The 22,329-nt window shown below is 62.1% G+C and carries 33 protein-coding genes; 31 read left to right on the top strand and 2 right to left on the bottom strand.

Going from position 1 to position 22,329, the window contains the following annotated elements:
* Window positions 1-11 precede the first annotated feature (11 nt).
* The 27 genes from AC3WS6_RS14430 (at window position 12) to AC3WS6_RS14300 (ending at window position 15,629) form a co-directional block, all read left to right on the top strand.
* Window positions 12-542 carry a hypothetical protein gene (locus AC3WS6_RS14430; RefSeq protein ID WP_492501730.1) on the top strand — a complete coding sequence of 177 codons (531 nt, stop codon included), beginning with the start codon at window positions 12-14 and terminating at the stop codon, window positions 540-542.
* The gene (locus AC3WS6_RS14425; protein WP_492501729.1) at window positions 539-1,171 is read left to right on the top strand and encodes a hypothetical protein; all 633 of its coding nucleotides are present in this window, start codon (window positions 539-541) and stop codon (window positions 1,169-1,171) included. Before AC3WS6_RS14430 ends, AC3WS6_RS14425 begins: the two co-directional genes overlap by 4 nt.
* Window positions 1,168-1,596: a RusA family crossover junction endodeoxyribonuclease gene (locus tag AC3WS6_RS14420; RefSeq protein ID WP_492501728.1), complete on the top strand. Its 429-nt coding sequence runs from the start codon at window positions 1,168-1,170 to the stop codon at window positions 1,594-1,596. The genes AC3WS6_RS14425 and AC3WS6_RS14420 overlap by 4 nt, the downstream gene beginning before the upstream one ends.
* A complete protein-coding gene (locus tag AC3WS6_RS14415) occupies window positions 1,593-1,784 on the top strand; it encodes a hypothetical protein (protein ID WP_492501727.1) in 192 nt (63 codons plus the stop codon). The genes AC3WS6_RS14420 and AC3WS6_RS14415 overlap by 4 nt, the downstream gene beginning before the upstream one ends.
* Window positions 1,784-2,182: a hypothetical protein gene (locus tag AC3WS6_RS14410; protein WP_492501726.1), complete on the top strand. Its 399-nt coding sequence runs from the start codon at window positions 1,784-1,786 to the stop codon at window positions 2,180-2,182. The genes AC3WS6_RS14415 and AC3WS6_RS14410 overlap by 1 nt, the downstream gene beginning before the upstream one ends.
* The gene (locus tag AC3WS6_RS14405; protein WP_492501725.1) at window positions 2,154-2,414 is read left to right on the top strand and encodes a hypothetical protein; all 261 of its coding nucleotides are present in this window, start codon (window positions 2,154-2,156) and stop codon (window positions 2,412-2,414) included. The genes AC3WS6_RS14410 and AC3WS6_RS14405 overlap by 29 nt, the downstream gene beginning before the upstream one ends.
* Before the next feature lie 129 nt (window positions 2,415-2,543).
* Window positions 2,544-2,924, top strand: a complete 381-nt coding sequence (locus AC3WS6_RS14400) for a hypothetical protein (RefSeq protein ID WP_492501724.1) — start codon at window positions 2,544-2,546, stop codon at window positions 2,922-2,924.
* Window positions 2,921-3,535, top strand: coding sequence for a DUF7341 domain-containing protein (locus AC3WS6_RS14395; protein WP_492501723.1), 615 nt, complete (start codon window positions 2,921-2,923; stop codon window positions 3,533-3,535). Before AC3WS6_RS14400 ends, AC3WS6_RS14395 begins: the two co-directional genes overlap by 4 nt.
* Complete coding sequence (locus tag AC3WS6_RS14390; RefSeq protein ID WP_492501722.1) at window positions 3,532-3,726, top strand: hypothetical protein; 195 nt, start codon at window positions 3,532-3,534, stop codon at window positions 3,724-3,726. Before AC3WS6_RS14395 ends, AC3WS6_RS14390 begins: the two co-directional genes overlap by 4 nt.
* 490 nt (window positions 3,727-4,216) lie before the next feature.
* Entirely contained in the window at window positions 4,217-4,411 is a 195-nt protein-coding gene (locus tag AC3WS6_RS14385; RefSeq protein WP_492501721.1) for a DUF7455 domain-containing protein, read from the top strand.
* 43 nt (window positions 4,412-4,454) lie between these two features.
* Complete coding sequence (locus tag AC3WS6_RS14380; protein WP_492501720.1) at window positions 4,455-4,619, top strand: hypothetical protein; 165 nt, start codon at window positions 4,455-4,457, stop codon at window positions 4,617-4,619.
* The gene (locus AC3WS6_RS14375; RefSeq protein ID WP_492501719.1) at window positions 4,612-4,794 is read left to right on the top strand and encodes a hypothetical protein; all 183 of its coding nucleotides are present in this window, start codon (window positions 4,612-4,614) and stop codon (window positions 4,792-4,794) included. Before AC3WS6_RS14380 ends, AC3WS6_RS14375 begins: the two co-directional genes overlap by 8 nt.
* Before the next feature lie 263 nt (window positions 4,795-5,057).
* A complete protein-coding gene (locus tag AC3WS6_RS14370) occupies window positions 5,058-5,639 on the top strand; it encodes an HNH endonuclease signature motif containing protein (RefSeq protein ID WP_492501718.1) in 582 nt (193 codons plus the stop codon).
* A 925-nt stretch (window positions 5,640-6,564) separates the two neighbouring features.
* Window positions 6,565-8,166 (top strand): terminase large subunit domain-containing protein, encoded by a 1,602-nt coding sequence (locus tag AC3WS6_RS14365; protein ID WP_492501717.1) that lies wholly within the window; start codon window positions 6,565-6,567, stop codon window positions 8,164-8,166.
* Window positions 8,167-8,178: 12 nt separating this feature from the next.
* Complete coding sequence (locus tag AC3WS6_RS14360; RefSeq protein ID WP_492501716.1) at window positions 8,179-9,555, top strand: phage portal protein; 1,377 nt, start codon at window positions 8,179-8,181, stop codon at window positions 9,553-9,555.
* 3 nt (window positions 9,556-9,558) lie between these two features.
* Window positions 9,559-10,710, top strand: coding sequence for a hypothetical protein (locus AC3WS6_RS14355; protein WP_492501715.1), 1,152 nt, complete (start codon window positions 9,559-9,561; stop codon window positions 10,708-10,710).
* A gap of 80 nt (window positions 10,711-10,790) precedes the next feature.
* The gene (locus AC3WS6_RS14350) at window positions 10,791-11,267 is read left to right on the top strand and encodes a capsid assembly scaffolding protein Gp46 family protein (protein WP_492501714.1); all 477 of its coding nucleotides are present in this window, start codon (window positions 10,791-10,793) and stop codon (window positions 11,265-11,267) included.
* Between the two features lie 17 nt (window positions 11,268-11,284).
* Window positions 11,285-12,184, top strand: coding sequence for a phage major capsid protein (locus AC3WS6_RS14345; RefSeq protein ID WP_492501713.1), 900 nt, complete (start codon window positions 11,285-11,287; stop codon window positions 12,182-12,184).
* Complete coding sequence (locus tag AC3WS6_RS14340; protein ID WP_492501712.1) at window positions 12,181-12,309, top strand: hypothetical protein; 129 nt, start codon at window positions 12,181-12,183, stop codon at window positions 12,307-12,309. Before AC3WS6_RS14345 ends, AC3WS6_RS14340 begins: the two co-directional genes overlap by 4 nt.
* A gap of 16 nt (window positions 12,310-12,325) precedes the next feature.
* A complete protein-coding gene (locus tag AC3WS6_RS14335; RefSeq protein ID WP_492501711.1) occupies window positions 12,326-12,748 on the top strand; it encodes a Gp19/Gp15/Gp42 family protein in 423 nt (140 codons plus the stop codon).
* Entirely contained in the window at window positions 12,745-13,125 is a 381-nt protein-coding gene (locus AC3WS6_RS14330; RefSeq protein WP_492501710.1) for a DUF6093 family protein, read from the top strand. The genes AC3WS6_RS14335 and AC3WS6_RS14330 overlap by 4 nt, the downstream gene beginning before the upstream one ends.
* Window positions 13,122-13,499, top strand: a complete 378-nt coding sequence (locus AC3WS6_RS14325; protein WP_492501709.1) for a hypothetical protein — start codon at window positions 13,122-13,124, stop codon at window positions 13,497-13,499. Before AC3WS6_RS14330 ends, AC3WS6_RS14325 begins: the two co-directional genes overlap by 4 nt.
* A complete protein-coding gene (locus AC3WS6_RS14320) occupies window positions 13,496-13,924 on the top strand; it encodes a hypothetical protein (RefSeq protein ID WP_492501708.1) in 429 nt (142 codons plus the stop codon). The genes AC3WS6_RS14325 and AC3WS6_RS14320 overlap by 4 nt, the downstream gene beginning before the upstream one ends.
* Window positions 13,925-13,932: 8 nt before the next feature.
* Window positions 13,933-14,130: a hypothetical protein gene (locus AC3WS6_RS14315; protein ID WP_492501707.1), complete on the top strand. Its 198-nt coding sequence runs from the start codon at window positions 13,933-13,935 to the stop codon at window positions 14,128-14,130.
* A 3-nt stretch (window positions 14,131-14,133) separates the two neighbouring features.
* Window positions 14,134-14,646, top strand: coding sequence for a phage tail tube protein (locus AC3WS6_RS14310; protein WP_492501706.1), 513 nt, complete (start codon window positions 14,134-14,136; stop codon window positions 14,644-14,646).
* A gap of 78 nt (window positions 14,647-14,724) precedes the next feature.
* Entirely contained in the window at window positions 14,725-15,366 is a 642-nt protein-coding gene (locus AC3WS6_RS14305; RefSeq protein WP_492501705.1) for a hypothetical protein, read from the top strand.
* On the top strand, window positions 15,363-15,629 hold the full coding sequence (locus tag AC3WS6_RS14300) for a hypothetical protein (RefSeq protein ID WP_492501704.1): 267 nt from the start codon (window positions 15,363-15,365) through the stop codon (window positions 15,627-15,629). Before AC3WS6_RS14305 ends, AC3WS6_RS14300 begins: the two co-directional genes overlap by 4 nt.
* Here the strand turns inward: AC3WS6_RS14300 and AC3WS6_RS14295 are convergent.
* Window positions 15,626-15,976 (bottom strand): hypothetical protein, encoded by a 351-nt coding sequence (locus AC3WS6_RS14295; RefSeq protein ID WP_492501703.1) that lies wholly within the window; start codon window positions 15,974-15,976, stop codon window positions 15,626-15,628. The genes AC3WS6_RS14300 and AC3WS6_RS14295 overlap by 4 nt on opposite strands.
* Before the next feature lie 36 nt (window positions 15,977-16,012).
* Here AC3WS6_RS14295 and AC3WS6_RS14290 point away from each other — a divergent pair, with 36 nt between their 5' ends.
* The 4 genes from AC3WS6_RS14290 to AC3WS6_RS14275 all read left to right on the top strand — a co-directional run bounded on the left by AC3WS6_RS14290 (window position 16,013) and on the right by AC3WS6_RS14275 (window position 21,744).
* Window positions 16,013-18,814 carry a phage tail tape measure protein gene (locus AC3WS6_RS14290; RefSeq protein WP_492501702.1) on the top strand — a complete coding sequence of 934 codons (2,802 nt, stop codon included), beginning with the start codon at window positions 16,013-16,015 and terminating at the stop codon, window positions 18,812-18,814.
* Window positions 18,814-19,557 carry a hypothetical protein gene (locus tag AC3WS6_RS14285; RefSeq protein WP_492501701.1) on the top strand — a complete coding sequence of 248 codons (744 nt, stop codon included), beginning with the start codon at window positions 18,814-18,816 and terminating at the stop codon, window positions 19,555-19,557. The genes AC3WS6_RS14290 and AC3WS6_RS14285 overlap by 1 nt, the downstream gene beginning before the upstream one ends.
* 245 nt (window positions 19,558-19,802) lie before the next feature.
* Entirely contained in the window at window positions 19,803-20,663 is an 861-nt protein-coding gene (locus AC3WS6_RS14280; protein ID WP_492501700.1) for a hypothetical protein, read from the top strand.
* Window positions 20,656-21,744 (top strand): M23 family metallopeptidase, encoded by a 1,089-nt coding sequence (locus AC3WS6_RS14275; RefSeq protein ID WP_492501699.1) that lies wholly within the window; start codon window positions 20,656-20,658, stop codon window positions 21,742-21,744. The genes AC3WS6_RS14280 and AC3WS6_RS14275 overlap by 8 nt, the downstream gene beginning before the upstream one ends.
* Here the strand turns inward: AC3WS6_RS14275 and AC3WS6_RS14270 are convergent.
* Window positions 21,741-21,968 (bottom strand): DUF732 domain-containing protein, encoded by a 228-nt coding sequence (locus AC3WS6_RS14270; RefSeq protein ID WP_492501698.1) that lies wholly within the window; start codon window positions 21,966-21,968, stop codon window positions 21,741-21,743. The two genes, AC3WS6_RS14275 and AC3WS6_RS14270, sit on opposite strands and share 4 nt — an antisense overlap.
* Between the last annotated feature and the right edge of the window lie 361 nt (window positions 21,969-22,329).

The raw sequence follows: 22,329 nt of genomic DNA, 5'->3' as shown, positions 1-22,329 counted from the left end.
GAGCAAGCCACATGAATGCCGACATCATCACCGACCCCAGCTACCCACACGGCACGGCACAGGGTTACCGCGACGGATGCCACGGGTCACACTGCCCATCCGAAGTCTCATGCCGCACCGTCCACACCCGCTACAACGGCGACTACGCATTCCGCACACAGATCCAAGCCGGGATGACACCACTCGAAATCGTCACCCTCGAACGCACACAGGCACAGGAGGCCGCAGAAGCCGAACGTGCACGACGATCCACCGAAACCCGGGAAGCAGCCAGAGAACGACACAACGCCACGCGACGCGCAAACAGGGCCGCAAACCTCATCCCACAAGCCGTACTCATCCCACGCCACACACTCCGCGAACTCCTCAACCAAGGACTCACAGACCGCGAAATCGGGGAGAAGCTCGGACTCACACGCCGACAGGTCACCGGGGCGCGCAACACGGCCGGATGGGAACGCAACCCCGACCGGAAAGGCGTACGAACCGTCACGACAGCCCCCGCGAAAGTGGGGGCTTCTTCAATCCAGGAGGACGCATGAGAATCCTCAACACTCACGCTGGCATCGGCGGCAACAGGGAGCTCTGGGGCGACGAGCACGAGATCACGGCAGTCGAGTTTGACCCCGCGATCGCCGCCGTCTACCAGCAGCGCTTCCCAAACGACACTGTGATCGTGGGGGATGCGTTCAGCTACGTAGAAAAGCACTTCGCGGAGTTCGACTTGATCTGGATGTCACCCGCATGCCCCACACATGGCCAGCTCCGATACAACATCGGGGTCAAAGCCAAGGGGTACGCGCCGGTGATGCCCGACATGACGCTCTACGCCGCCATCGTGTTCCTGAAACATCATCATGAAGGTCTCTGGGTGGTCGAGAACGTCGTCCCGTACTACGAACCGCTGATCCCGCCGACGACCATCCTGCAACGCCACCTCATCTGGGCGAACTTCACCATCCCCCAGAAGGGCTTCGAGGCGAAGGGAATCCGAACGAAGAGCAAGCTCAGCGACTACACCGACGTCGGCGTCGACCTCACCGGAACTGGCATCAAGAACAAGCGCCAGGTCTTCCGCAACATGGTCGACCCGGAGCTTGGCCGGCATGTCCTCGACGCGGCGCTCGGAGTGCGAACCGTCGAGCCCGAACCGGTGGACGCGCTGTGGTGACGTGGCTGCTCGAGCTCGGCTACACGAAACCGCCCAAGGGTCTATCCGCGAACGACCGCACGCACTGGGCCGTCAAGTCGAAGTCAACCGCTGAGGTTCGAGCACTCGTGAAGCACCTCGCGATCCATGCGGGTATCGAACCGATGCAGCGATGCCAGGTCGAAGTGATCTGGGTCGTGAAGGACCGACGACGCCGAGACGCTGATAACGCGGCACCGTTCGCGAAAGCAATCTTCGACGGACTCGCGGCCGACAAAGGGGTATCAGCGCACATTGTCGCCGATGACGACCCCGCACACATGGTCAAGCTCATGCCACGCATCGAACACCGACCGAACACGACACCTCACTTCGAAGTGATCGTGACCAACCTGACCCATCGACCAACCGCGATCAACGACATCGCAGAAAGCAGGACCACATGAGCGCCATCACCATCACTGACGCGCAGGCAATCGACAAGATCGTGGCGCGCTACAAGAGCAGCGGGCAGGAAGAGATCTTCGAGAACTCGTCTTCCCTGATCGAGTTCATCGGTGACGTGATCGAAGAAACCGGACGGCAGGCATGGTTCGAGGAACCGGGCTACTTGAACGAGGGAGACGAAGACTGATGGCCGACATTCAGGTCAAGTCCGCATTCGTCGACAAGGTGCTCACGGGCAACGACGGCGCATGGGGTGTGAAGACATCCGAACCCCACTCCCGCAAGAACGAGTCAGGTGGCTACGACACCACCGGACGCACATTCCGCACACTCCGAGGCCGCAACGTCGACTGGTCACAGTTCCAGGAGAAAGACCGCATCACATTCTTCGGGCGCGAGGAAACCATCGAACGCGAACATGACGGCAAGAAGTACTACGACCTCATCGTGTGGGTCGACTCGGCCGCTGTCATCCGTGGACAGGAGCAGCAGAACCGGACCGCTCCACAGCAGCAGACCACGCCCAACACAGACGCATGGACGACACCAGGAGGTGATGGCTTTGCAGATCCGACCCCTTTCTGACGAGACAAGCATTCGAGACGTGCTGGCGCGGATCGTGCAGAACGAAACGGGGGAGGCTGACGAGGAATCACAGTTCGTCGCGGACGCCATCTTCGCCTCTCGAGTTATCCGGTATATCAAGGGCGAAGGGCTGCGAGAAGCGGCGGCGTCTGGAGCTTTCGGGACCGGCGCTCAATCGACACTTCTAGCACGGGCCGCTCGGATCGAGAAGGGCGGCACCACTGATGACTGACGTTGATGGTCGGATGCTCGACTACCTGCTCAACCACACAGAACCCGCACAACCGCATGTGTGCGGGTTTTGCCGTAACCCGTGGACCCGATACGGCCGCGAAGACTGCCCCAACGCGAGGAGAGACACATGAACGACAACGAGGCGCGGACCCCGAACGACGTTGAGCGGGAAGCGCTGAACGCTGAGGCAATTGCAGAGTCCGAGAAGGAGTTACCCCCACTCATCGTCAACGGCATCGACACGATGGCAGCAGGGCGAATTGCCTACGCCGCTGGATACATCGCTGGTGCGCTGCGCCGATCCAAGGAACCGGAATGGGAGTACGGCGCCCAGCACAGCCAAGGCACGAATGCCCACCCCTCGCGTAAACAGGCCGAAGAGATGGTCGCGTGGCATGCAGCGGGCGACGATCGCAAGCAGCTCCACGCTCGAGGCAAGACAGCTCTCGTGCGCCGTCGCAAGGCTGGCCCGTGGGTGCCGGTGAAGCAGGAAGGGGCGGAACAGTGACCGAGCTCAACGATGTCGTGGATGACCTCACACTCCCACGCAACGTGAAGATCGAAACCGACGACGGACACACATGGGCGACCGAGGATGCGCTACTCGTACAACTCCGAGAAGCCGTATCGTCATCGCTCAACTCGGGTTCAGGCGCAGGAGGCTCACCATCGACACGTAACGTGCTCGACGGTGACGCGCTCCACAAAGCCGCGATCATCACGTCACAGATCGGCGACTGGTGCAGGATCATCGGCGCCACCATCACCCGTGACGCCGTGATCGACCTCAGAGCGTGGCATGCCGCATTCATCGGACGCAACGAACCCGAAGAGTTCTACATCGCACAGATGCGCGCATGGGCATCACAGATCCGAGCCATGACCAACCCGCCCAAAGTCATCGAGATCACCGCGCCATGCCCCGTCTGCGGTCAAGGGTCATACGTCAATGACCTCGGGGAGCGCATCACCAACCCGCTCGCACTCACCTACCGCCCCGACAGCGACCACATGTGGAAGAACTCGAAAGTCCTCTGCCGTGCGTGCGATGCCGTCTGGGTTGGCGGCGATGCGATGGAAGAACTCAGAGACGAGATTGAGGAAAGGGACTCGGCATGAGCGTCGTCATGAAGAAAGCTCGCGAGCTTGACTGGGATGACACTGAGAAGTCCATACGACTTGTGAGTGGGTCGGATGCGGTGGTCGCCCGAACGATCAGCCATCGAGGTCAAGTCACCGTCGTGACTGACGCCATGACGGGCAAGGTGCTGACGCTCTACCCGGACAGCTACATCTACGTTGAAGGCTAGGCGAAGACGACACGCCAGCGATAATGACACGCATGTGATTCGCGTGCTAACATTAACTGCCTTCCACCACTGTGTGAAAAATCAGCCCTAGACGCCTCTCGTCTGGGGCTTTCTTGTACTCTCACCCAGCTCAGTGACTATTCCTGGCGAGCGGTGACGAGACGCCGGATAACAACGGCACTCAGCGAACCCCGGTCGGTTCGCGATATCTGAACATGCCCGAGCCAGTTCGGCTGCGGCGGGCACACACACAGTCCGGGGTGATGGTTCACCACTCCCACCGATGGTTCGCGCGGACCTAAGCGGTGAGGCAGTTCGATCCTGCCACCCGGAGCAATGCGCATGATGTGGGCTGGACTACTGGCCTGATCCTGCAGGTCGTCATGCGCAGAAGACCACGCCTGGCAATGGTAAGAGCCCCACGCGGGGGCCGCGTGGCAACCTTTCAATCCTTTCCTTCGACTCCACCCTCACTGCTGAGGAGGCGATCGTGCATGCCATCACCGTCGACAGTGACGAATGCGATGCGTGCGGCGAACAAGCCCACGTCCAAGCGTTCCTCTACGCCGAGATGCCATCAGGACACACGCTCAGCTACTGCGGATCACACGGCACACGCTACCTCGACGGCCTGATCCGACAAGGCGCGAAAGTCATCGATATGCGTCATCTCATCCACTCGTGATGCACGCACTGGTTATGAACCGGAACGTATGCAGGGAGAGGGCATGAAGATCCTCGCAGGCATCGTCGCCGGCATCACACTCACGATCGTGTTCTACGCAATGAAGCAACCCACGCTCGACATGATCTTCAACCGCGACCAACCACGAACCCCAGATGGATGGACGCCCAAGATGCGGACATGGACGAACGGGATACTCAATGGCTGAGAAGCTCGCCGCCGCACTCGGCCCCAACGTTGACGCCGTACGCAACGACCTGCAGAGGCGCCGCGAACTCAAGCAGATGACCAAGCCTGAGCTGATCAACTACATCGTGCGCATCGAGGATGACCTGCACGACCTCGGACAGCGCATCGAGCACGCATACGGGGATGAACCGTGACCGTCACCGGGTACGAGTGCGAAGGCTGCCAAGAGACCTACACCAGCTACCGGGCCATGATGCTCTGCGAAGAAGCCGATTTCGCAGACGCTATTGCCGCGAGGAAGAACCACGTCAGCCCACGAGTCATGCGCCCCATGCGCGACTGGTACGACGACTAAGCGCCCACACAGACCGCTCGCCCTGTCGGGGGTGAGTGCCCGCAGATGGATTGATCCCCATCGTGGCGGGCATTTCTTGTACCCACCGACATGGGAGAAACCATGAGTACATGCAGTGTCGAAGATTGCCAAAGCCTCGCGAAGGCGCGCGGATGGTGCATCCCGCACTACAAGCGCTGGCACAAGCACGGTAGCCCTACTGACCTGCGGCGGCTCAAGCATCGACCCCGCTCTGCCTCCCTCGTGGACTGGTTCTGGTCGAGGGTCGACAAGACGGAAGACTGCTGGCATTGGACCGCAGCGAAGAATGAGGCTGGCTACGGCCAGATATGGGACGGGACGAAGCTCCTCTACGCCCACCGCCTGTCGTACGAGATGGCCCGCGGCGCACTGGCTGACGGTGAGGTTGTTGATCACATCTGCCACACGCAAGCGTGCGTCAATCCAGCACATCTTCAAGCGGTGACACAGAAGCAGAACACCGAAAACATGCATGCGCACCGCGACGCCCTTGTCGGAGTCCGAGGCGTAAGCATTGGCAAGCGGGGGAAGTTCCAAGTGCGAGTCACGGATAATGGCGTGGTGCACAGTGGTGGCTCTTTCCACACGGTTGCCGAGGCAGAGGCTGCGGCTATCACCCTCCGCAATGAGCTCTATACCAACAACCTTCTGGACCCGAGATGACGCGCGTGTGCAACGTCCCTGGGTGCCCGAACGCGACTGACTCAAGCCGGTGCATCAAGCATCGACAGCAGGCCCGGTCAGCAAGGGTCGACAACAAGGTCTACTCGACCTCAGGCCACGCCGCATTCCGAACCGCAGTACTCGCGCGCGACCCGATCTGCACCTCATGTCACATGGGTGCAAGCACCGTCGCTGACCACTACCCACGCACACGCCGCGAACTCGTCGACCTCAAGCTCAACCCAGACGACCCGCAGTACGGTCGCGGTCTCTGCTCCTCATGCCACAACAAGCACACAGCCCGCACCTCACCCGGTGGATGGAACGCCAATCGAACAAGCGTTCGAAGGTCTCAACCATAGAGGGGTGGCACCCCTCCCTCAGCCCCAAGGCCTTCGGGTCGCCGGGGAGGGCAACTTTTGGTTTGTCAGGTCAAAGATTGTTCCAGTCGTTCGGATGTTCGACTCTCGGGAGGTCGTCATGCCCCGTGGCGGACACGCTCGTAGTGGTCCTGCTCCTGACCCCAATGCCTTTCGGCGGGATCGTGCTGGCGACAAGGATTGGCTGACTCTTCCGGCTGGTGGCTTCACAGGTGACGTACCTGAGTGTCCGCTTCCGTCTGCTTCGGGCGCTGAGGTTGCCTTGTGGTCCCGGCTGTGGAAGAAGCCGCAGGCGTCGATGTGGGCTCACCTCGAGCTTGAGTACCAGGTGGCCGCGTATGTGCGCGCATACCTTCGCTCGATCGCCGCAGATGATGCACCCGTGGGCCTGATAGCGCCAGTTCTCCGCATGGAGGCAGAACTTGGTCTCTCCACTGTCGGCATGAATGCTCTGCGTTGGAAGTTCTCGACCGATGAGGTTGGTGAGAAACGAGCAGCGCCCGCCAAGAAGGGTCCGACGATGAAGGACCGGTTGAAGGTGGTCGATGGAGGCGTCTGACACGCTCGGCGTTGTCGCGGCGTGGATCGAAGCGCACTGCGTGATTCCTGACGGCGATGACGTTGGTCGCCCCTTCGAGCTCGGCGCTGAGCAGTTCGCTTTTGTCGTGAATCACTACCGGGTTCGCGATGACGTGGACAGCCGGCGCATTGTGAAGCCGGTAGACGCGTTCACTTATCGCCGTTCTCAGTTGGTGCGGGCGCAGAAGTGGGGCAAGTCTCCGCTGATCGGCGCGTTCGTGTGCGCTGAGGGCGTCGGGCCGGTGGTCTTCACGGGTCGCGCTACGGGCGGCGAGGTCTACGACTGCCGCGATTTCGGTTGTGGTTGCGGCTGGGAGTACGAGTACGACGAGCGTGAGCCGATGGGGCGCCCGTGGTCGACTCCGCTGATTCAGATCACCGCGACTTCTGAGGATCAGACGGACAACACGTATGACGCGTTGCGTCCGATGATCGACAAGGGGCCGCTGACTGAGTTGATCCCGAAGACGGGCGAGGAGTTCATTCGCCTTCCCGGTGGCGGTCGTATCGATGTTGTGACCTCGAAGGCGAACTCTCGCCTTGGCCAACGCATCACGTTCGCGGCTCAGGATGAGACGGGGCTGTGGGTCGCGTCGAACGGTGGGCACAAGCTCGCGCGTACGCAGCGTCGCGGCCTGGCTGGCATGGGCGGTCGTTCGATCGAGACGACGAACTCGTGGGACCCCGCTCAGGATTCGGTTGCCCAGCAGACTTACGAGTCGCAGGCTGCGGACATCAACAAGGACTTCCAGCAGCCTCCCGCGAACCTGTCGTTTCGCAACAAGGCTGAGCGGCGGAAGATCTTCGCGTTCAACTACCGTGCGGCGCCGTGGGTGTCTGTCGATGCCATCGAGGCCGAAGCGGCAGAGCTGCTCGAGAAAGATCCCGCTGACGCAGAGCGTTTCTTCGGAAACCGTATCGTCGCGGGTTCTGGCGCGTGGATGGATGCGAATAAGTGGGAGCTCAAGCATGAGCCCCGCATCGTCGCTCCCGGTACTGCGATTGTCCTCGGCTTCGATGGCTCCGACGTCAATGACTGGACGGGCATTCGCGCGGAAACGCTCGATGGCTACCAGTTCACACCCTCTTACCACGGCGGTCGTTTGACGATCTGGGACCCGTCCCAGCATGGCGGACGAGTGCCGCGCGGCGAGGTAATGGCGGCGTTCGAGGAGCTGTTCGACACGTTCGATGTCGCTCGCGCCTACTTTGACCCGCCGTACTGGCAGTCAGAGATCTCCGAACTCGAGGGGCGTTTTCAGGGGCGGGTGTTCCGCTGGGAGACGTACCGGCCAAAGCAAATGCATGCCGCGCTCGAGCGCTTCAAGACTGACGTGATTTCCTCGGAAGCGGGGTTCACTCATGACGGGAACCCAACTGTGGCGACTCACATCCGCAACGCGGTCGAAGTCGCCCGCAACCCGTACCCGTCCTACCTGATCTTCAAGGCGTCTGAGACGCAGAAGATCGACCTCGCGATGAGTTCTGTGCTCGCGCATGAGGCTGCGAGTGATGCTCGCGCGTCCGGGTACGAGCAGGTCGAATCCAAGGTCGTTGTTTTCAGGTAAGGGGGTGGGCGTGTGGTCGTTCTTCTGTCGGGTAGCTCACTCACGGTGACCGAAGAGTCATTCATCTCGAGCCTGCGTAACACTCTGGTTTCGTCGCGCATTGCGACACAGAATCTGGACGAGTACTACGAGGGCGCTCATCGCCTCGAGCAGTTGGGCCTACAGATTCCTCCCGAGCTGGAGGCGTTTTCTGTGGTGCTGAACTGGCCGCGGACCACTGTCGATGCTGTTGAGCGTCGCCTGGACGTTCAGGGATTCCGCGCTGGCGGTGGCAAGCCGGATTCGAGCCTGTGGGACGTGTGGCAGTACAACAACATGGACGAGCGCGCGTCTTTCGCTCACACGGATGCACTGGCGCTGTCGCGTTCGTACGTGTGCATTGGGACGAACGAGCGCGATCGTGATTTTCCTCTCATCACCGTGGAGTCGCCGTACGAGATGATCGCGCTTCGTGATCCTCGCACCCACCGGGTGACGGCTGCGCTGCGCTCCTATGACACCGAGGATGGTTCGGGGCGGGACAAGCGGCTGACCCTGTACATGCCGAACTACACGCGTTGGCTTGTCCGTGACGGTTCGCGATGGGTCGATGAGTTCGAGCGCGATAACCATGGGCTCGGTTCTGTTCCAGTGGTTCCGCTCGTGAATCGGAACCGGGCGACTCGTCGTCCCGGCTTGTCGGTCCTCGAGGGCGTGTCGGAGATGAAGGACATCATTCCGATCGCTGATTCTGCGTCGCGAGCTCTGACGGGTGCGCAGCTTCTGCAGGAGACGATGATCGCGCCGGCGCGTGGTGTTCTGGGCGCAACGAAGGGTGATTTCGTTGACCAGAATGGTGAGCAGCTCGGGGCATGGCAGTCGTATTTCGGTGCCGTGTGGGCTCTGTCGAACAAGGATGCGAAGACGTTCCAGTTTGATGCGGCCGATATGAAGAACATCGAGACGATCGTGAATGTCTACGCGCGCCTCGCTTCCGGTGTTGGGTCTCTCCCCGTGGAGTACTACGGGCTGAACACGGAGAACCCGCCGTCTGCCGAGGGGCAGCGCGCGGGGGAGACGCGTCTGATCAAGAACGCTGAGCGCAAGCAGACGTCATTTGGTCATTCGTGGGAAACGGTGATGCGTTTCGTTCAGCGTTTCCGTACTGGTTCGTGGGACTTGAGCGCGACCCGGCTTGAGACGATCTGGCGCGATGCGGGCACTCCGACCATCTCTCAGATGACGGATGCGGTCGTGAAGCGGTATCAGGTCGGCCTTGTCGACTGGGAGACCGCGCAGGAGCGTATCGGTGAGACGCCGGCGTCGATCGAACAGATGAAGGAGCGCCGCAAGGCGGACTTTGAGTCTTCCTTCACTGCGGGCGTGCAGAGGTTCGTCGAAGAGGTGTAACTGATGCTGATCGCTGACGAGGCTCGCGCAAATCAAGACCGGGTGATTCGCCGCTCTGACCGGGCGGCTAACGCGGCTCTGGCGAAGTGGCGAAGGGTCGACCCCGCGGCTCTGGACGAGTCGTGGGCGTCGATAGCCCCGGATATTTCGGTGATCGCCGCATCAGCGAGTCGAGCTAACGCGGTGAGCGCGCAAATATTCACTTCAAAGCTCGCCAGCGCGGACGGCATGACAGGCGACGTGCTTGTGCCTGACGCATTCACAGGGGTCGACGGTTCTGGTCGACCCCTCGGCTCGCTCCTTAGGGGTGCAGTGACGACGACGAAGCAAGCGATCGCTGCGGGTATGTCGATTCCTGATGCGATGCTCACTGGCGGCGCGTACCTGACGTTGATGATGAAGACTTCTCTCGCAGATGTTGAGCGGTCGGCGTCGATGACGGCAGCGACGGGCAAGCAGTACACCCGATACGTGCGGTTGGTGAACCCGGGGGCATGTTCTCGGTGCGCGATCCTCGCAGGCGCAGATCGGTTTCGGTCAAACTTTCAGCGTCATCCGGCATGCAGATGCTCCACGGTCCCTATCGTCGGCAGCGCGGTTCCGGATGGTCTCTTTGGCACTCCCGGCGACTACTTCGATTCGCTTTCGGCAAGCGAACAGGATCGGGTGTTCACGAAGTCGGGCGCCGAGGCGATTCGAGCGGGAGCAGATCCGATCAAGGTCGTGAATGCGCGACGCGGTGCGAACCGGGCACGCATGGATGGTTCGATCAGCTATGGCCCGTCGCGCATCCAGTCGACGGTTATCGGGCGCAAGCAGGATGGCACTCCGATCATGGGTTACACCACCACGGAGGGAACCACGAAGCGCGGAGTTTACGGACGGGCTCAGGCCGGCCTCGGATCTCCTAACACCCGTCGCAATGGGTCGCGGTATGGCTCAACTACTCGCCCGAGGCTCATGCCCGAATCAATCATCGGCCTGACCGATGACCCTGAGATTCGGCGGATTCTCCTGCGCGATGCGGGATACCTCGAGACTCCGATTCGCGATCTCAGCAACAACCGATGGATAGCAGAACGCGCCTCTCAGCAGGCCCGAGATCGTTCATTCGCCAACGAGTTCTACCAGTCGCACGGCATCTTCGTCGGCTAACAGCTTCCCGCCAAGGCGGGTAATACACCCCGGCACGTGCGATGCGTGTCGGCAACTTGAGCGATTCAAGGAGAGAACACATGTCGGAAGAGAACAAGCCGCAGGGCGACCCTGAGGCTCTGGGAGATGCAGGCAAGGCGGCACTCGCTGCTGAGCGCAAACGAGCAAACGATGCAGAGAAGCTGGCGCGCGAAGCCCAGGCCCGCATCACTGAGCTCGAGGAGAAGGACGCAACCGAGCTTGAGAAGGCAACACGCCGGATCAAGGAGCTCGAAGAAGCGAACCAGACCCTCACCGCGGACGTCGCTACTCGCGACAAGACGATCCTCCGCCTGAACACCGGTATTGATGAGGGGCTTCCCAAGAACCTCATCGCTCGGCTGCAGGGCGATGACGAGGATGCCATCAAGGCGGACGCCGCATCACTCCGGGAGCTTGTTCCCGACAACACTCCGAACCCGTTCCCGAAGGCTGACCCCTCGCAGGGTCCCAAGGGCGCGGGTAAGACATCCAACGCCGACCAGTTCGCGCAGCAGCTCGACTCGGTTGGCCTCTAGTACCCCAAGGAGGGGACATGGCTGGTATTGACGTCAACCGGACTACCACGGGCATCACTCTGACGCCCGAGCAGTCCGCAGAAATTTGGAGCGCGGCAGAGTACAGCTCCGCGGCCCTGCAGCTCTCGCAGCGAGTCGACCTTCCCGGTTCGGGACTCTCGGTCGACATCATCACGGGTGAGCCTGAGGCTGAGTGGGTTGGTGAGACCAACGAGAAGCCGGTCGATCGCCCCACGTTCAGCTCGAAGCTGATGACCCCGTACACGATGGCGGTCATCGTGCCGTTCTCGAACCAGTTCCGTCGCGACAAGGCACGCCTGTACGCGGAGGTTGTTCGCAAGCTTCCCCAGGCGCTGGCGAAGAAGCTCGACAAGACGATCTTCGGCGGTGTAGCTGCGCCCGGATCAAACTTCGACACCCTCGCGGGTGCGGCGACGGTCGGCATCGCGGGCAAGACCTACAAGGGTCTCGTCGCAGCAGATCAGGCAATCGCGACCGGTGGTGGAACGCTCAACGGTTGGGCGCTTTCTCCTCAGGCTCGCGGTCTCCTGCTCGGCGCAGAGGACACCACTGGTCGCCCGCTGTTCATCAACAACGTGCAGACCGATGGTGCAGTTCCTGCGCTGATCGGCGCTCCCGTGTACAACACGCAGGGCGTCTACCTGGCGGACTACAACGGTGCCACCGCGGGCACGGACAACCAGCTCGGCTTCGCCGGCGACTGGACGTCCGCGCACATCGGGGTCGTCGAGGACATCCAGCTAGACATCAGCACCCAGGCAACCATCAACGATGGTGGCACTCAGATCAACCTCTGGCAGCGCAACATGTTCGCTGTCCGTGCTGAGTTCGAGGTCGGCTTCCGCGTCCGTGACATCGCGCACTTCGTGCGGCTGTCGAACGCGACCCAGGCGTGACCGTCCTGAACGCTCCCAACTCCACCGCGATCGTCGATGTTCCTGAGGAACTCGTCGAGCGGTACGAGAAGGCGGGCTGGACTCAGGAAGAGAAGCCGAAGCCGAAGACAACGACTAAGAAGTAGCAGGAAAGGGGACGGAATGGCTGGTCCAGCAACCATCACGGATCTGACGGAGCGGTCGTTCCGTCCCCTCACTGAACCCGAGCAGGAAGTCGGCGAGGTTCTCCTCGACGACGCTTGGGGACTCATCCTCACCAATCGACCCGCGGCAGCCGAACGAATCTCAGAGCCCGCATTCCGGGCTCTCGTCGTGCAGATTCAGTGCGCCATGGTGCTCCGAGTCATCCGAAACCCGGACGGGTTCCTGTCGGAGCAGATCGACGACTATCAGTACCGACGTGACGCGGCGGTCTCGGACGGATCGCTGTACGTGTCCGCTGCGGAGCTTGCGCTGCTGGGGACCGGAGAGGGCGCATCTGACGGCGCCTGGACGATCAATACTCGCCCTATCGGGCGCGGGCCGGGTTACTGGGCTTCCACTGACACGTGGGTGCCACAGTGAGCGTGCTGCAGCGGGGGCGCGTCATTGCCAACTCCCGCATGTCCGAAACGGTCGTCGTCGGCAAGTTCACCGATGGCACTGACCCGGTGACTCTTGAGCCGTCACGTGTGCTCGAGCAGGAGCGGTACACGGGCATGGGTCGCATCCGGTGGAACTCGCGTGAGGTGTCGAATTCTCAGGCGACGGGTTCTCCGGTGGCGATGCAGGAACCGTATCTGAGCGTGCCATTTGGTACTGCTCGGTTGTTCACGGATGACGAGGTGGAGTGTTCCGGTTCGCCTGACCCGATGCTGGTGGGGCGCCGGTTCAAGGTCTCTGGGAATGCGACGGCTGGTCAGGTTTCGGCCTATCGCTACCCGTTGGAGGAATTGTCGTGAGCGATGACCTTCGATCGTTGGCTGCTGATCTGACTGCGGCTGGTTCTGCGGTTCGCCCGTTCGCGCGGAAGGCGTTGCAGGTGACTGCGCGCCACATGAAGGACGACTGGCGCGAGAACGCGGCGCGTACGGGGCTTGAGAAGTACGCGGCCGACATCACCTATGAGACGCGCGAGACGGCGGCGTCGCTGGTGGCTGACATTGGCCCGACGATTGGCGATGCGGGCTCGTTCGGATTTGTCGAGGAGGGTGGCGATCGGGTTGAGTCTTCTCCCCAGCATGCGGCCCGGAAGGCTCTCGAGGACAACGAAGCTGACTTCGAACGCGGCGTGGAACTGGCTGCGATAGATGCACTCAGGGCGGTGGGGTTGTGAAGGCCGAGTGGGCGTCGTTCAAGGCGCGCTTGGAAGGTGCTTCTGGTCTTGCTGGCAAGGTGCATCCGATCGTTCGGCGCATTGCGAATGGTGAGCCGGTTCGAACGAACTATGTGATCGCGAAGTCTGCGCCGCCTGACCGTCTGGATGATGGCCGTCTTGCTGGATCGCAGCGGTTCGAGTCCGATCACCGATTCACCTACGACGTTCGCATCGTGGTTACCGCGGCGGATGGTCTCGACTTGTTCGCTGAGGCGATCTTCAAGCGGATGCTCGGTCACAAGCTGATCGTCGCGGGCCGTCGCTGCACGCCGATTGAGCTCGTGCAGAACATCGAGGAAGGCGACGGGTACGACCAAGTGTCTGACCTGTACTTCCGTGACATGTCTTTCCGTTTCTGGTCGCGTCGCGGCCCCGCAGCTTAGGAGTCGTCATGACCCGATACATGCGTGTGAAGTCCAAGTCTGAGGGTCACGAGTTTGACCTTCCTGTCGAGTCTTTCGACGACACCAAGTACCAGCGCGTCGACAAGGCGCGCTACCCGGAGACGACGCGACCGCGCCGTCCCAAGCTCAAGGTGAACCTCGCCGAGGGGCGCCGTACCACTCCCGTGGATTCGAAAAAGGAGTAACCCATGGTTCTGAATCTTCCCTCGGCTGTCCCGTCGATGGGCACGCGTCGTGTCGTGTTCATCCCCGGCCCGGTCACTGACATCAACGCACTCACCGTCACCGCAGTCACGGCAGCAGAGAACGTATCCTGCTACCTGAGCCGCCAGAACGGTTGGGCTCCGACCTCCGATCAGGCGGTCATCAACGATGCCCGTTACTGCTCCGCACAGGACTACGAACTTCCCGGCGCGAAGTCGCGGACGCTCGCCCTCCAGTACACGTTCAACCTGAACGAGCCGACCGAGGATGAGGCGCGCATCGCTCTCGCCGAGGGCACGGAGGGCGTGCTCGTTCACTTCCTCCAGATCGACGAGGACGCCGAAGACTTCGCGGTCGGCGACTGGTACGAGGCTGTCGCTGTCCGCATGGGTGAGCAGTCGGTGGTCGCTGTCGAGGACAACGCCGTCGACCGCATCCAGCAGAAGGCGTTCATCCGCGGCAACTGGGCTTCCTTCAAGCAGCTCGTCGCAGCGTGACATACCCCTGAGGGCCGGTTACACGGGGCCGGCCCTCAGGTTTCCCGTGACCCGTGTTGACTTTCAAGGAGAACCCCCGTGTCGAACCTCTCTGACCGCATGAATGCCCGGAAGATGCCGCATAAGGACGTGCCGATCTGCCTCGATCTTGACCTGCTCGAGCAGCGTGACGAGGCGATGACTCGCGTACGCCCGTCCGCTGTGCAGGATGACCGCATGGTGTCGGCGTCCAGTTCTGCGAAGGCACGCGTCGCAGATCTCGAAGAGCAGATCCGTGCAGCTTCGGTCACGCTCCGCATCAAGGGTGTGGATCGGCTCACGTACAACCGGTGGCTGGTGGAGTGCCCGCCCCGCAAGGGTAAGCAGGAGCCGTACGACTCGGCCAAGTTCTTCATGCATGCCGCGAAGAACTCGGCGGTCTACCTGGATGACGACGGTGAAGAGCATGAGCTCGACGCCGAAGACTGGGCTGCGATCGACAAGAACATCACCGATGGTGAGCATGACCGCATCGCCAAGGCCGTCGTCCACGTCAACCGTTCGGTCGGGGCGGTCGATGTGAGTTTTTTCGTGACCGCCTCCGAGACGACCCGCGACTCCTCCGAGATCTCCGCCTCGCGCGCGACCTCGGCATCTCCCCGCGGCGGCTCTGGGGCTGGGAACCGGAAGAAGTCCACGTCGAAGACACCGACGAAGAAGGCCGTCGCCGAGTCCGAGTGACGCGTGAAGCCGAGTACGACGCGGAACAGTACGCGATGCTCGCCGCTCTCATCGAGTACGAAGGTTCACTCGGCTCGCACGGCCTGCCGGTGGACGAAACGACGTCGGCCGACGCGGACCCGAATAACCCTCAGGCGACGTACCACTACGAAGCTCGGGTTGTTCGTGACTGGTATCAGGATGCCGTCGAGCAACGTGAGAAGGACTTCAAGGACGACCCGTCGACCGCACGCCGCTTCTATGCGGTGAGGGTCGATCACTAGAACAGTGCTGCGTCTACCTCGCCTTTGAGTTCACCGTCTTCGAACGTGACGGTGCACAGCAGGCTCTGCCGCTTCTCGGTGCTGCCCTCTTCCCATGTGACATCGCCCGTGACGGTGAACGTCGCGTTGGCGTCGTCTGTGTCGCGCTCGTCGGTCAGTTCCGCCTCATAGAGGGCGTCTCCGATGTTCATCGACTTGACGTCTTTGGGCGTCAGGGAGTGCCCAGTTTGCTCTTCTGCCGACTTGAGGCACAGGTCTCGTGCCTGCGTTTCTCTGTCGGGCGCACTGCATCCAGCCAGGAGCAGAACCACACCCGCTAACGCAGTCGCTGTCAGCAGTTTTCGCATGCGCTGAGTGTAGCGCGATCCCGTTTAGGAGTCGCCATGGCTGAACGCGTCGTCAAGATATCGCTAGTCCTCGCCGCCCAGGGGTACATGCAGGGTGCCGAGGCCGCGGCGAAGAAGACTCGCGAGCTCGGTTCTGAGACGGAGAAGTTGGCGCAGAAGAAGGAAGCGTTCAACGTTCTCGGTGCTGCGGCGCTCGGGTTCGGCGCTGCGGTCGCGGCTGGTGTCGCGGTCGCCGTATCGAAGTTCGCCGAATTCGACGCACAGATGTCGGCGGTGCAGGCGGCGACGCATGAGACCGAAGCGAATATGGATCTGCTGCGTGACGCGGCGATCGACGCCGGCGCTCGCACCGTCTACTCGGCGACTGAGGCTGCTCAGGCGATCGAAGAGCTGTCGAAGGCGGGTATCTCCACTGCGAACGTGCTCGACGGTGCGCTGGACGGCGCACTCGACTTGGCGGCAGCGGGCAATATCGCCGTGGCCGATGCTGCGGAGATCGCCGCATCTGCGATGACCCAGTTCGGCCTTTCGGGTCGCGAGGTCGGCCACGTCGCTGACCTTCTCGCGGCCGGTGCTGGTAAGGCTCAGGGTGGCGTCGAGGAGATGTCTCAGGCCCTCAACCAGTCTGGTCTGGTGGCGGCTCAGATGGGCCTGTCGCTCGATGACACGGTGGGCACTCTGACGCAGTTTGCGTCTGCTGGCCTGTTGGGTTCGGATGCGGGTACGTCGTTCCGAAACATGCTTCTGCGTCTCGCGAATCCGACTGGTGAAGCGGCTGAGCAGATGGGTCAGCTTGGCCTCGAGTTCTACGATGCTCAGGGCCAGTTCATCGGCATGGAGGGTGTCGCGTCGCAGTTGCAGACGCGCCTCAAGGGCCTCACGCAGGAGGAACGTAACGCTGCTCTCGCGAACCTGTTTGGTCAGGATGCGATTCGTGCGGCGTCGATCCTGTATGAGGGTGGCGCTGATGCTGTCCGTAAGTGGTCGGATGCTGTCGACGACTCGGGTTACGCGTCGGAGACTGCAGCGACTCGTCTGGACAACCTCAAGGGTGACTGGGAAGCATTCACGGGCGCGCTGGATTCTGCGCTGATCACGATGGGTGAGGGTGCGAACGGCCCGCTGCGGGAGTTCGTGCAGACGATCACCGATATGACGAACTCGTTCAACAGTGCGCCGGACTGGGCGCAGCAGGCGGCTCTCGGTGTTGGTGCTCTCGTGGGTGCTGTCGGCCTCGGCACGGGCGCGTTCATGCTCGCTGTCCCGAAGGTGCAGGAGTACCGGGACGCGTTGGCCACGATGGGCACGGGCGCTCAGCGCGCCGGCCAGTTCATCGGCACCGCGGCGAAGATCGCAGGTGCTGCGGTTGGGTTCGTCGCTCTGACGATCGCCGTGTCGAAGACTGCTGAGGCGTTCGGCGCCGCGTCTGATGGAGCTAAGAGCTACCAGGAGACGCTCAAGCTGGTTCTTGGTCAGGACTTCGATGCGCCGTTCGCGGGATTGTCGTCAGATGTCACTGACCTGGATTCGGCGCTCGAGCTGCTGCTTGGCGGAAGTTTCAACTCCAACATGGAGCGGTTCGGTTCGTCTCTGAATGGGATCGTCGCGGGTGGCTCGCTTGCCGATCAGGTGACGGAAACACGTGAACAGTTCGCACTGATGGGTGAAAGCCTCGCAGAGATGGTGAACCAGGGTGACGCGGACCGCGCCGCCGTTGCGTTCAACGAGATCGCGAAGGCGGCGAAGGAGCAGGGCTACTCGGTTGAGGACGTCAATGGTCTGATGCCCGCGTACCAGGATGCTCTGGATGGCGTCGCGAACTCGTCTGAGCTCGCGGGTGGGGCATCTGCTGGCGCGGCGGACGATATCGCCATGATGGGCGAGTCTGCTGAGCAGTCGCAGGAGCAGTTGAACCATCTGCGGGAGGCGCTCGAGAACGTCGGTCGCACAGCCCTGGATATGGGTGACGCGCAGGACGCGGCACAGTCGGCGATCAACCGCATGGTCGAGGCAGCGGCGGCTGAGGAAGTGTCCATCACGGGCACCAACGATGCATCGATTGCTCTGCGTGATTCGCTCCGTGAGGTGGAAGAATCTCACCGCACATCTGCTGAGTCGATGATCGACAACGGGCTATCGGCCGACGAAGCGACCGCGGCGTACTACCGGGGCCGCGACGCTCTCCTGGATCAGATTCAGGGCTTCTTCGCGTCTCGTGAGGAAGCGGCGGCGTGGGCTGACACCAACCTGGGGTCTGCGGCTCTCACTGAGCAGGCGTTGCGTGATGTCGCATGGCAGGTGCAGAACATGCCTGTCGCGGCTCCGATCAATGTCTCGGTCACGGGTACGTCTGAGGTCTATAACGAGCTGATGCGCGTCCAGGATGCGCTGCGGAGTGTGACGGGCGACAAGTCCTTGCACGTGTCGACGGGCCAGGGCGGTCAGGGCGGTCTCGTCGCGGGTAACGCGGTCGGCAACTTCTACGACTACCAGTCGTTCGCGGCTGGCGGGTTCGCGTCCGGGATCTACTCGGGCACGTCGGGGAGCATCCACAAGTTCGCTGAGCCGTGGTTGCCGTGGGAGACGTACATATCGGGCGATCCGGGGCAGCAGAAGCGCAGCGTGAAGATCTGGGAAGAGACCGGGCAGCGTCTCGGTGTTCTCCAGCAGCCGTCGATCTCGGCGGTGGCCGCGCCCGCTGCTTCGGCACCTTCGGGCGAGTCTCCGCGGTTCGACGTGGTGGTGCAGCCGAAGGGTGGCATCGACCTCTTGCAGTACGTGGACATCCGCATCGAGCAGAAGAACGACGCTCTGGGTTCTGGGCTGAGGGGACAGTGATGGATTTTCAGTTGCGCCTCGGTGGCCTGGAGTTCGACGGCAGCGAGGGTGACCACCGGTACACGATCGCGACAGTCTCCGGTTTGGAGAGTGTCGGGATTCGCCGAGAGGACACCGCTCGCCCCAACGCGCACGGTTCCTTTCCGGCGCCGGGATTCTTCGATGCGCGGCGGGTCTCGTGGTCTGGGTTGGTGCTCACGAAGTCGGCGGGGGAGCAGGAGCATGCGATCCGTGCACTCTCGGGGCTGCTGGGCGGTGGGACTGATCGTCTCACCGCCCAGGGGCCGTCAACGGTCTGGGCGGATGTTCGCCGAGTGTCGGTGGAGGCTCGGATTCTGCTTCCCGAAGAGACCGCGTCCTACTCGATTACCGTCGAGGCCCCTGACCCGCTGCTCTACGGGGAGACGGGAACGTTCGGTCCTGCGGCGTCAGTGTCCGTGTTCCACTACGGCAACACGGACGCGGCACCCAACGTGACAATCACCGGGACGATGCCTTCCGGGTATCGGGTGAATGGTCCGGGTGGGGCGCAGTACATCGTGTCGCAGGCTCTCAGTGCTGGACAGACGCACCGGATCGACTTCAACACTGGATGGCTGTACCGAAACGGTGTCCTCCAGCAGGGTGCCGTGTCGCGCGCGCAAACGTTCACGATCTCGCCCGGTGTCGCATCCACGATGTCGCTCACTCCGGTCTCGGGTTCGGGGCTGATGACGGTCAAGCTGACCGACACGTTCTCGTAGGGGGTCGCATGGACTGGGAAGCAGGCATCTACTCGACCCGCTCCGGTTCTCCTGAGTTCGTGTTCAAGACGGGTCGTCCTCTCGCGTCGGCGCGGTGGAATCGAACGCTCGGCTCGAAGGGTTCGGCAACGCACACGATCCTGCTGCGGGATGCTGGCATTCCGAAGTCGATGATTCGGGAGATCTCCCGCGGCAACAAGTACACGTTGGTGCAGCGGTGGGGTGATCAGGTCGCGTATGCCGGCGTGATCCGCAACCGCCGTTTCGTGGAGTCCGGGTCGATGCTCGTTCTGAGCTCGACAGAGTTGCGTGCTGCGATCCTCGGCACCCGGTATCCGTTCGGTGTCAACGAGTACAACCCGGCCGCGGGCATCCTGACGATCGTCAACCGGTCACATGCTGCGACGGTTCGTGCGGTGCTTCTCGCGGCGACAAAGAGCAATGCCGTTTCCGGGTGGGAACTTCCTCTAGACCTCCCCGCGGATGGTTCCGGTTCGTTCAATGCCGCGTGGAAGCACGAGGAGAAGCTGACGACCGAGGATCTTCTGTCGCAGGTCGAGAAGGACGGTGCGGAGATCGACTTCCGGCCGTACCTCGATGCGAACGGGTATCTCCGGTACGCGGTGGTGTGCCAGCCGGTGATCGCATCGGGCACGCCGTTCTTGCTCCCAGTGAACGCGCCACGGTCGATTGTTCTCGGTCTGACCACGGAGGAAGACTTCGTGGGGCAGCGGACGGGTCTTCTCGGGTTCGGAAAGGGGCGCGGTCAGGACACTCCGTATAAGTTCGCTCCGACGAGCGGCGACGGTATCGGCGACCTACCGGTCATGGACTCCGATGAGGCTTTCCCTGACCTCGAGGATGCTACCCGCTTGCAGAACGCGACGAACGTGGCATTCGCACGGAAGCACGCGTCGACCGAGCAGTGGGACTACAGCCTGCACATCGCAGAGGTTGGTGTCGCGATGGCGGCGCCCGGCGCGATTCATGACCTGCACGTGTTCGGGAGTGACTACATCGACGACGGCTCACACCCACAACGGGTGATCACGCTATCTGGCGACCTGAGCGACATTGTGAAACCGGGGGTGCAGTCGTATGGCTGATGACCTGAATCAGAAGCTGCGCGCCGAGCTCGACGAGATGAAAGCGGAGATCCGCCGACTGCAGCGCGCGAACCCTCTCGAGGCCGCATCGGTGACGAACGGTCAGATCCGCATCATCGGCGGAACGATCCGTGTTGATGGTGGCGGAAACCTGATCGTCAACGGCACGATGTCGGTGAATGGCACGTCGACTGTGACGGGTTCGTTCACTGTCTCTGGCCCGTGGAATCTGTCGGGCACTGGCACGATCTCCGGGAACGTGACGATCACGGGCAACGTGACCGCGACGGGCACGCTGACCCAAAACGGCCCGTGGAACATGAATGGCGCCGGGACGATCGCCGGGAACGTCACCCAGACGGGGAACACGACCCAGCAGGGCAACGTGACGCTGACGGGTGGCGGGAAGATCACGGTCAGTGGCCCCGATCCGATCGTGATCACACAGGAGGGTGGACTCGCGAAGATCAAGGTCGGGTCGACTGGTGAGATCGCCGGATCAGATGGCGGCATTCAGATGATGGTGGCGGGAAGCCCTAACCGTCGCGTTGCGGTGACACCCGATGCGATTCGGCTTATCGGCGTGACGAACGCGGCCGCGGAGGCGGTCCCGGACTTTTGGCTGGGGATTCAGCTAGATGGCACTCTGCGTCGTTACTCGCCGGGTTCTGGTGGGCCGATGGGTGGCGACTTCGATTGGCCGTTCAGCTTGTCGATTGTGACGTCTGAGTTCGGTATGCGAATCCACCCCGTGACGGGTGAAGAGGCGATGCACAATGGCATCGACTTCGGCGCTCCGAACGGGGCGAATATCCCGGCTGCTTCGAGGGGAACCGTTCTGTCCAAGGGATCGGGCGGCGACCGCGGAAACTACATCGTTCTTTCGCATGCCAACAACGTGCAGACGCACTACTTCCACATGCTGTCGCCGTCCCCGCTTTCAGTGGGAGACGCCGTGACGAAGGGCGCAACTCTGGGCCAGGTGGGCTCGACAGGATCTTCGACCGCGCCGCACCTCCACTTCGAGGTGCATGTGAACGGCACGCCGATCAACCCGCGCAGCTTCTCTGCCCTGGACTAATCGAGGTCAGGGCACAGGCGAGGCGCGGCGGCAAGTGCGACGCGCACACTGTCGCGGTAGAAACCGTCCTCGTTGATGTCGTCATCGAAGATGTGCACCTGGAAGATGTCGCGTCCGGCAAGGATCTGCCCGCACGCCGCATGACCGGCTTCTATCAGTTCATCGTCGGGAAGGTCGACTACTTCGCGGATGGCCTCGAGGTAGTCGGCTTCTGCTGGTGTCATCCGTGGCGGCACTGCTTCGGCGGAGCTAGTCGCGCATCCTGTGAGGGCGAGCGCGGCTAGTGCCATGAGAGTGGGCGCTGTTATCTTTGGCATGTCGATCCTCCAGTGATCGGCGTCTGACCCGGGCGAGCTGCTACTCGTCCGGGTCTCTTAATGCCCCGATCGTACATCTGTTCTCCCGCCCCGAATAGGGGCGTTTTGTGTTTGGAGGGGCTATGGCACTGGTTGAAGTTACGGGTTCGGCGTGGGATCACTCTCATGTGGTGATCCCGGCATCGTTGCAGCCGAGGTTGTGGGCTAAACCTCTCGCGTCTCGCATCTCGGGGTCACTCCTTGCGGGTGTGGAGACGCAGGCGAACCT

The sequence above is a fragment of the Microbacterium sp. EB106-03-03-XG65 genome, from assembly GCF_058791955.1.
This window is presented reverse-complemented; position numbering and strand designations above follow the sequence as displayed.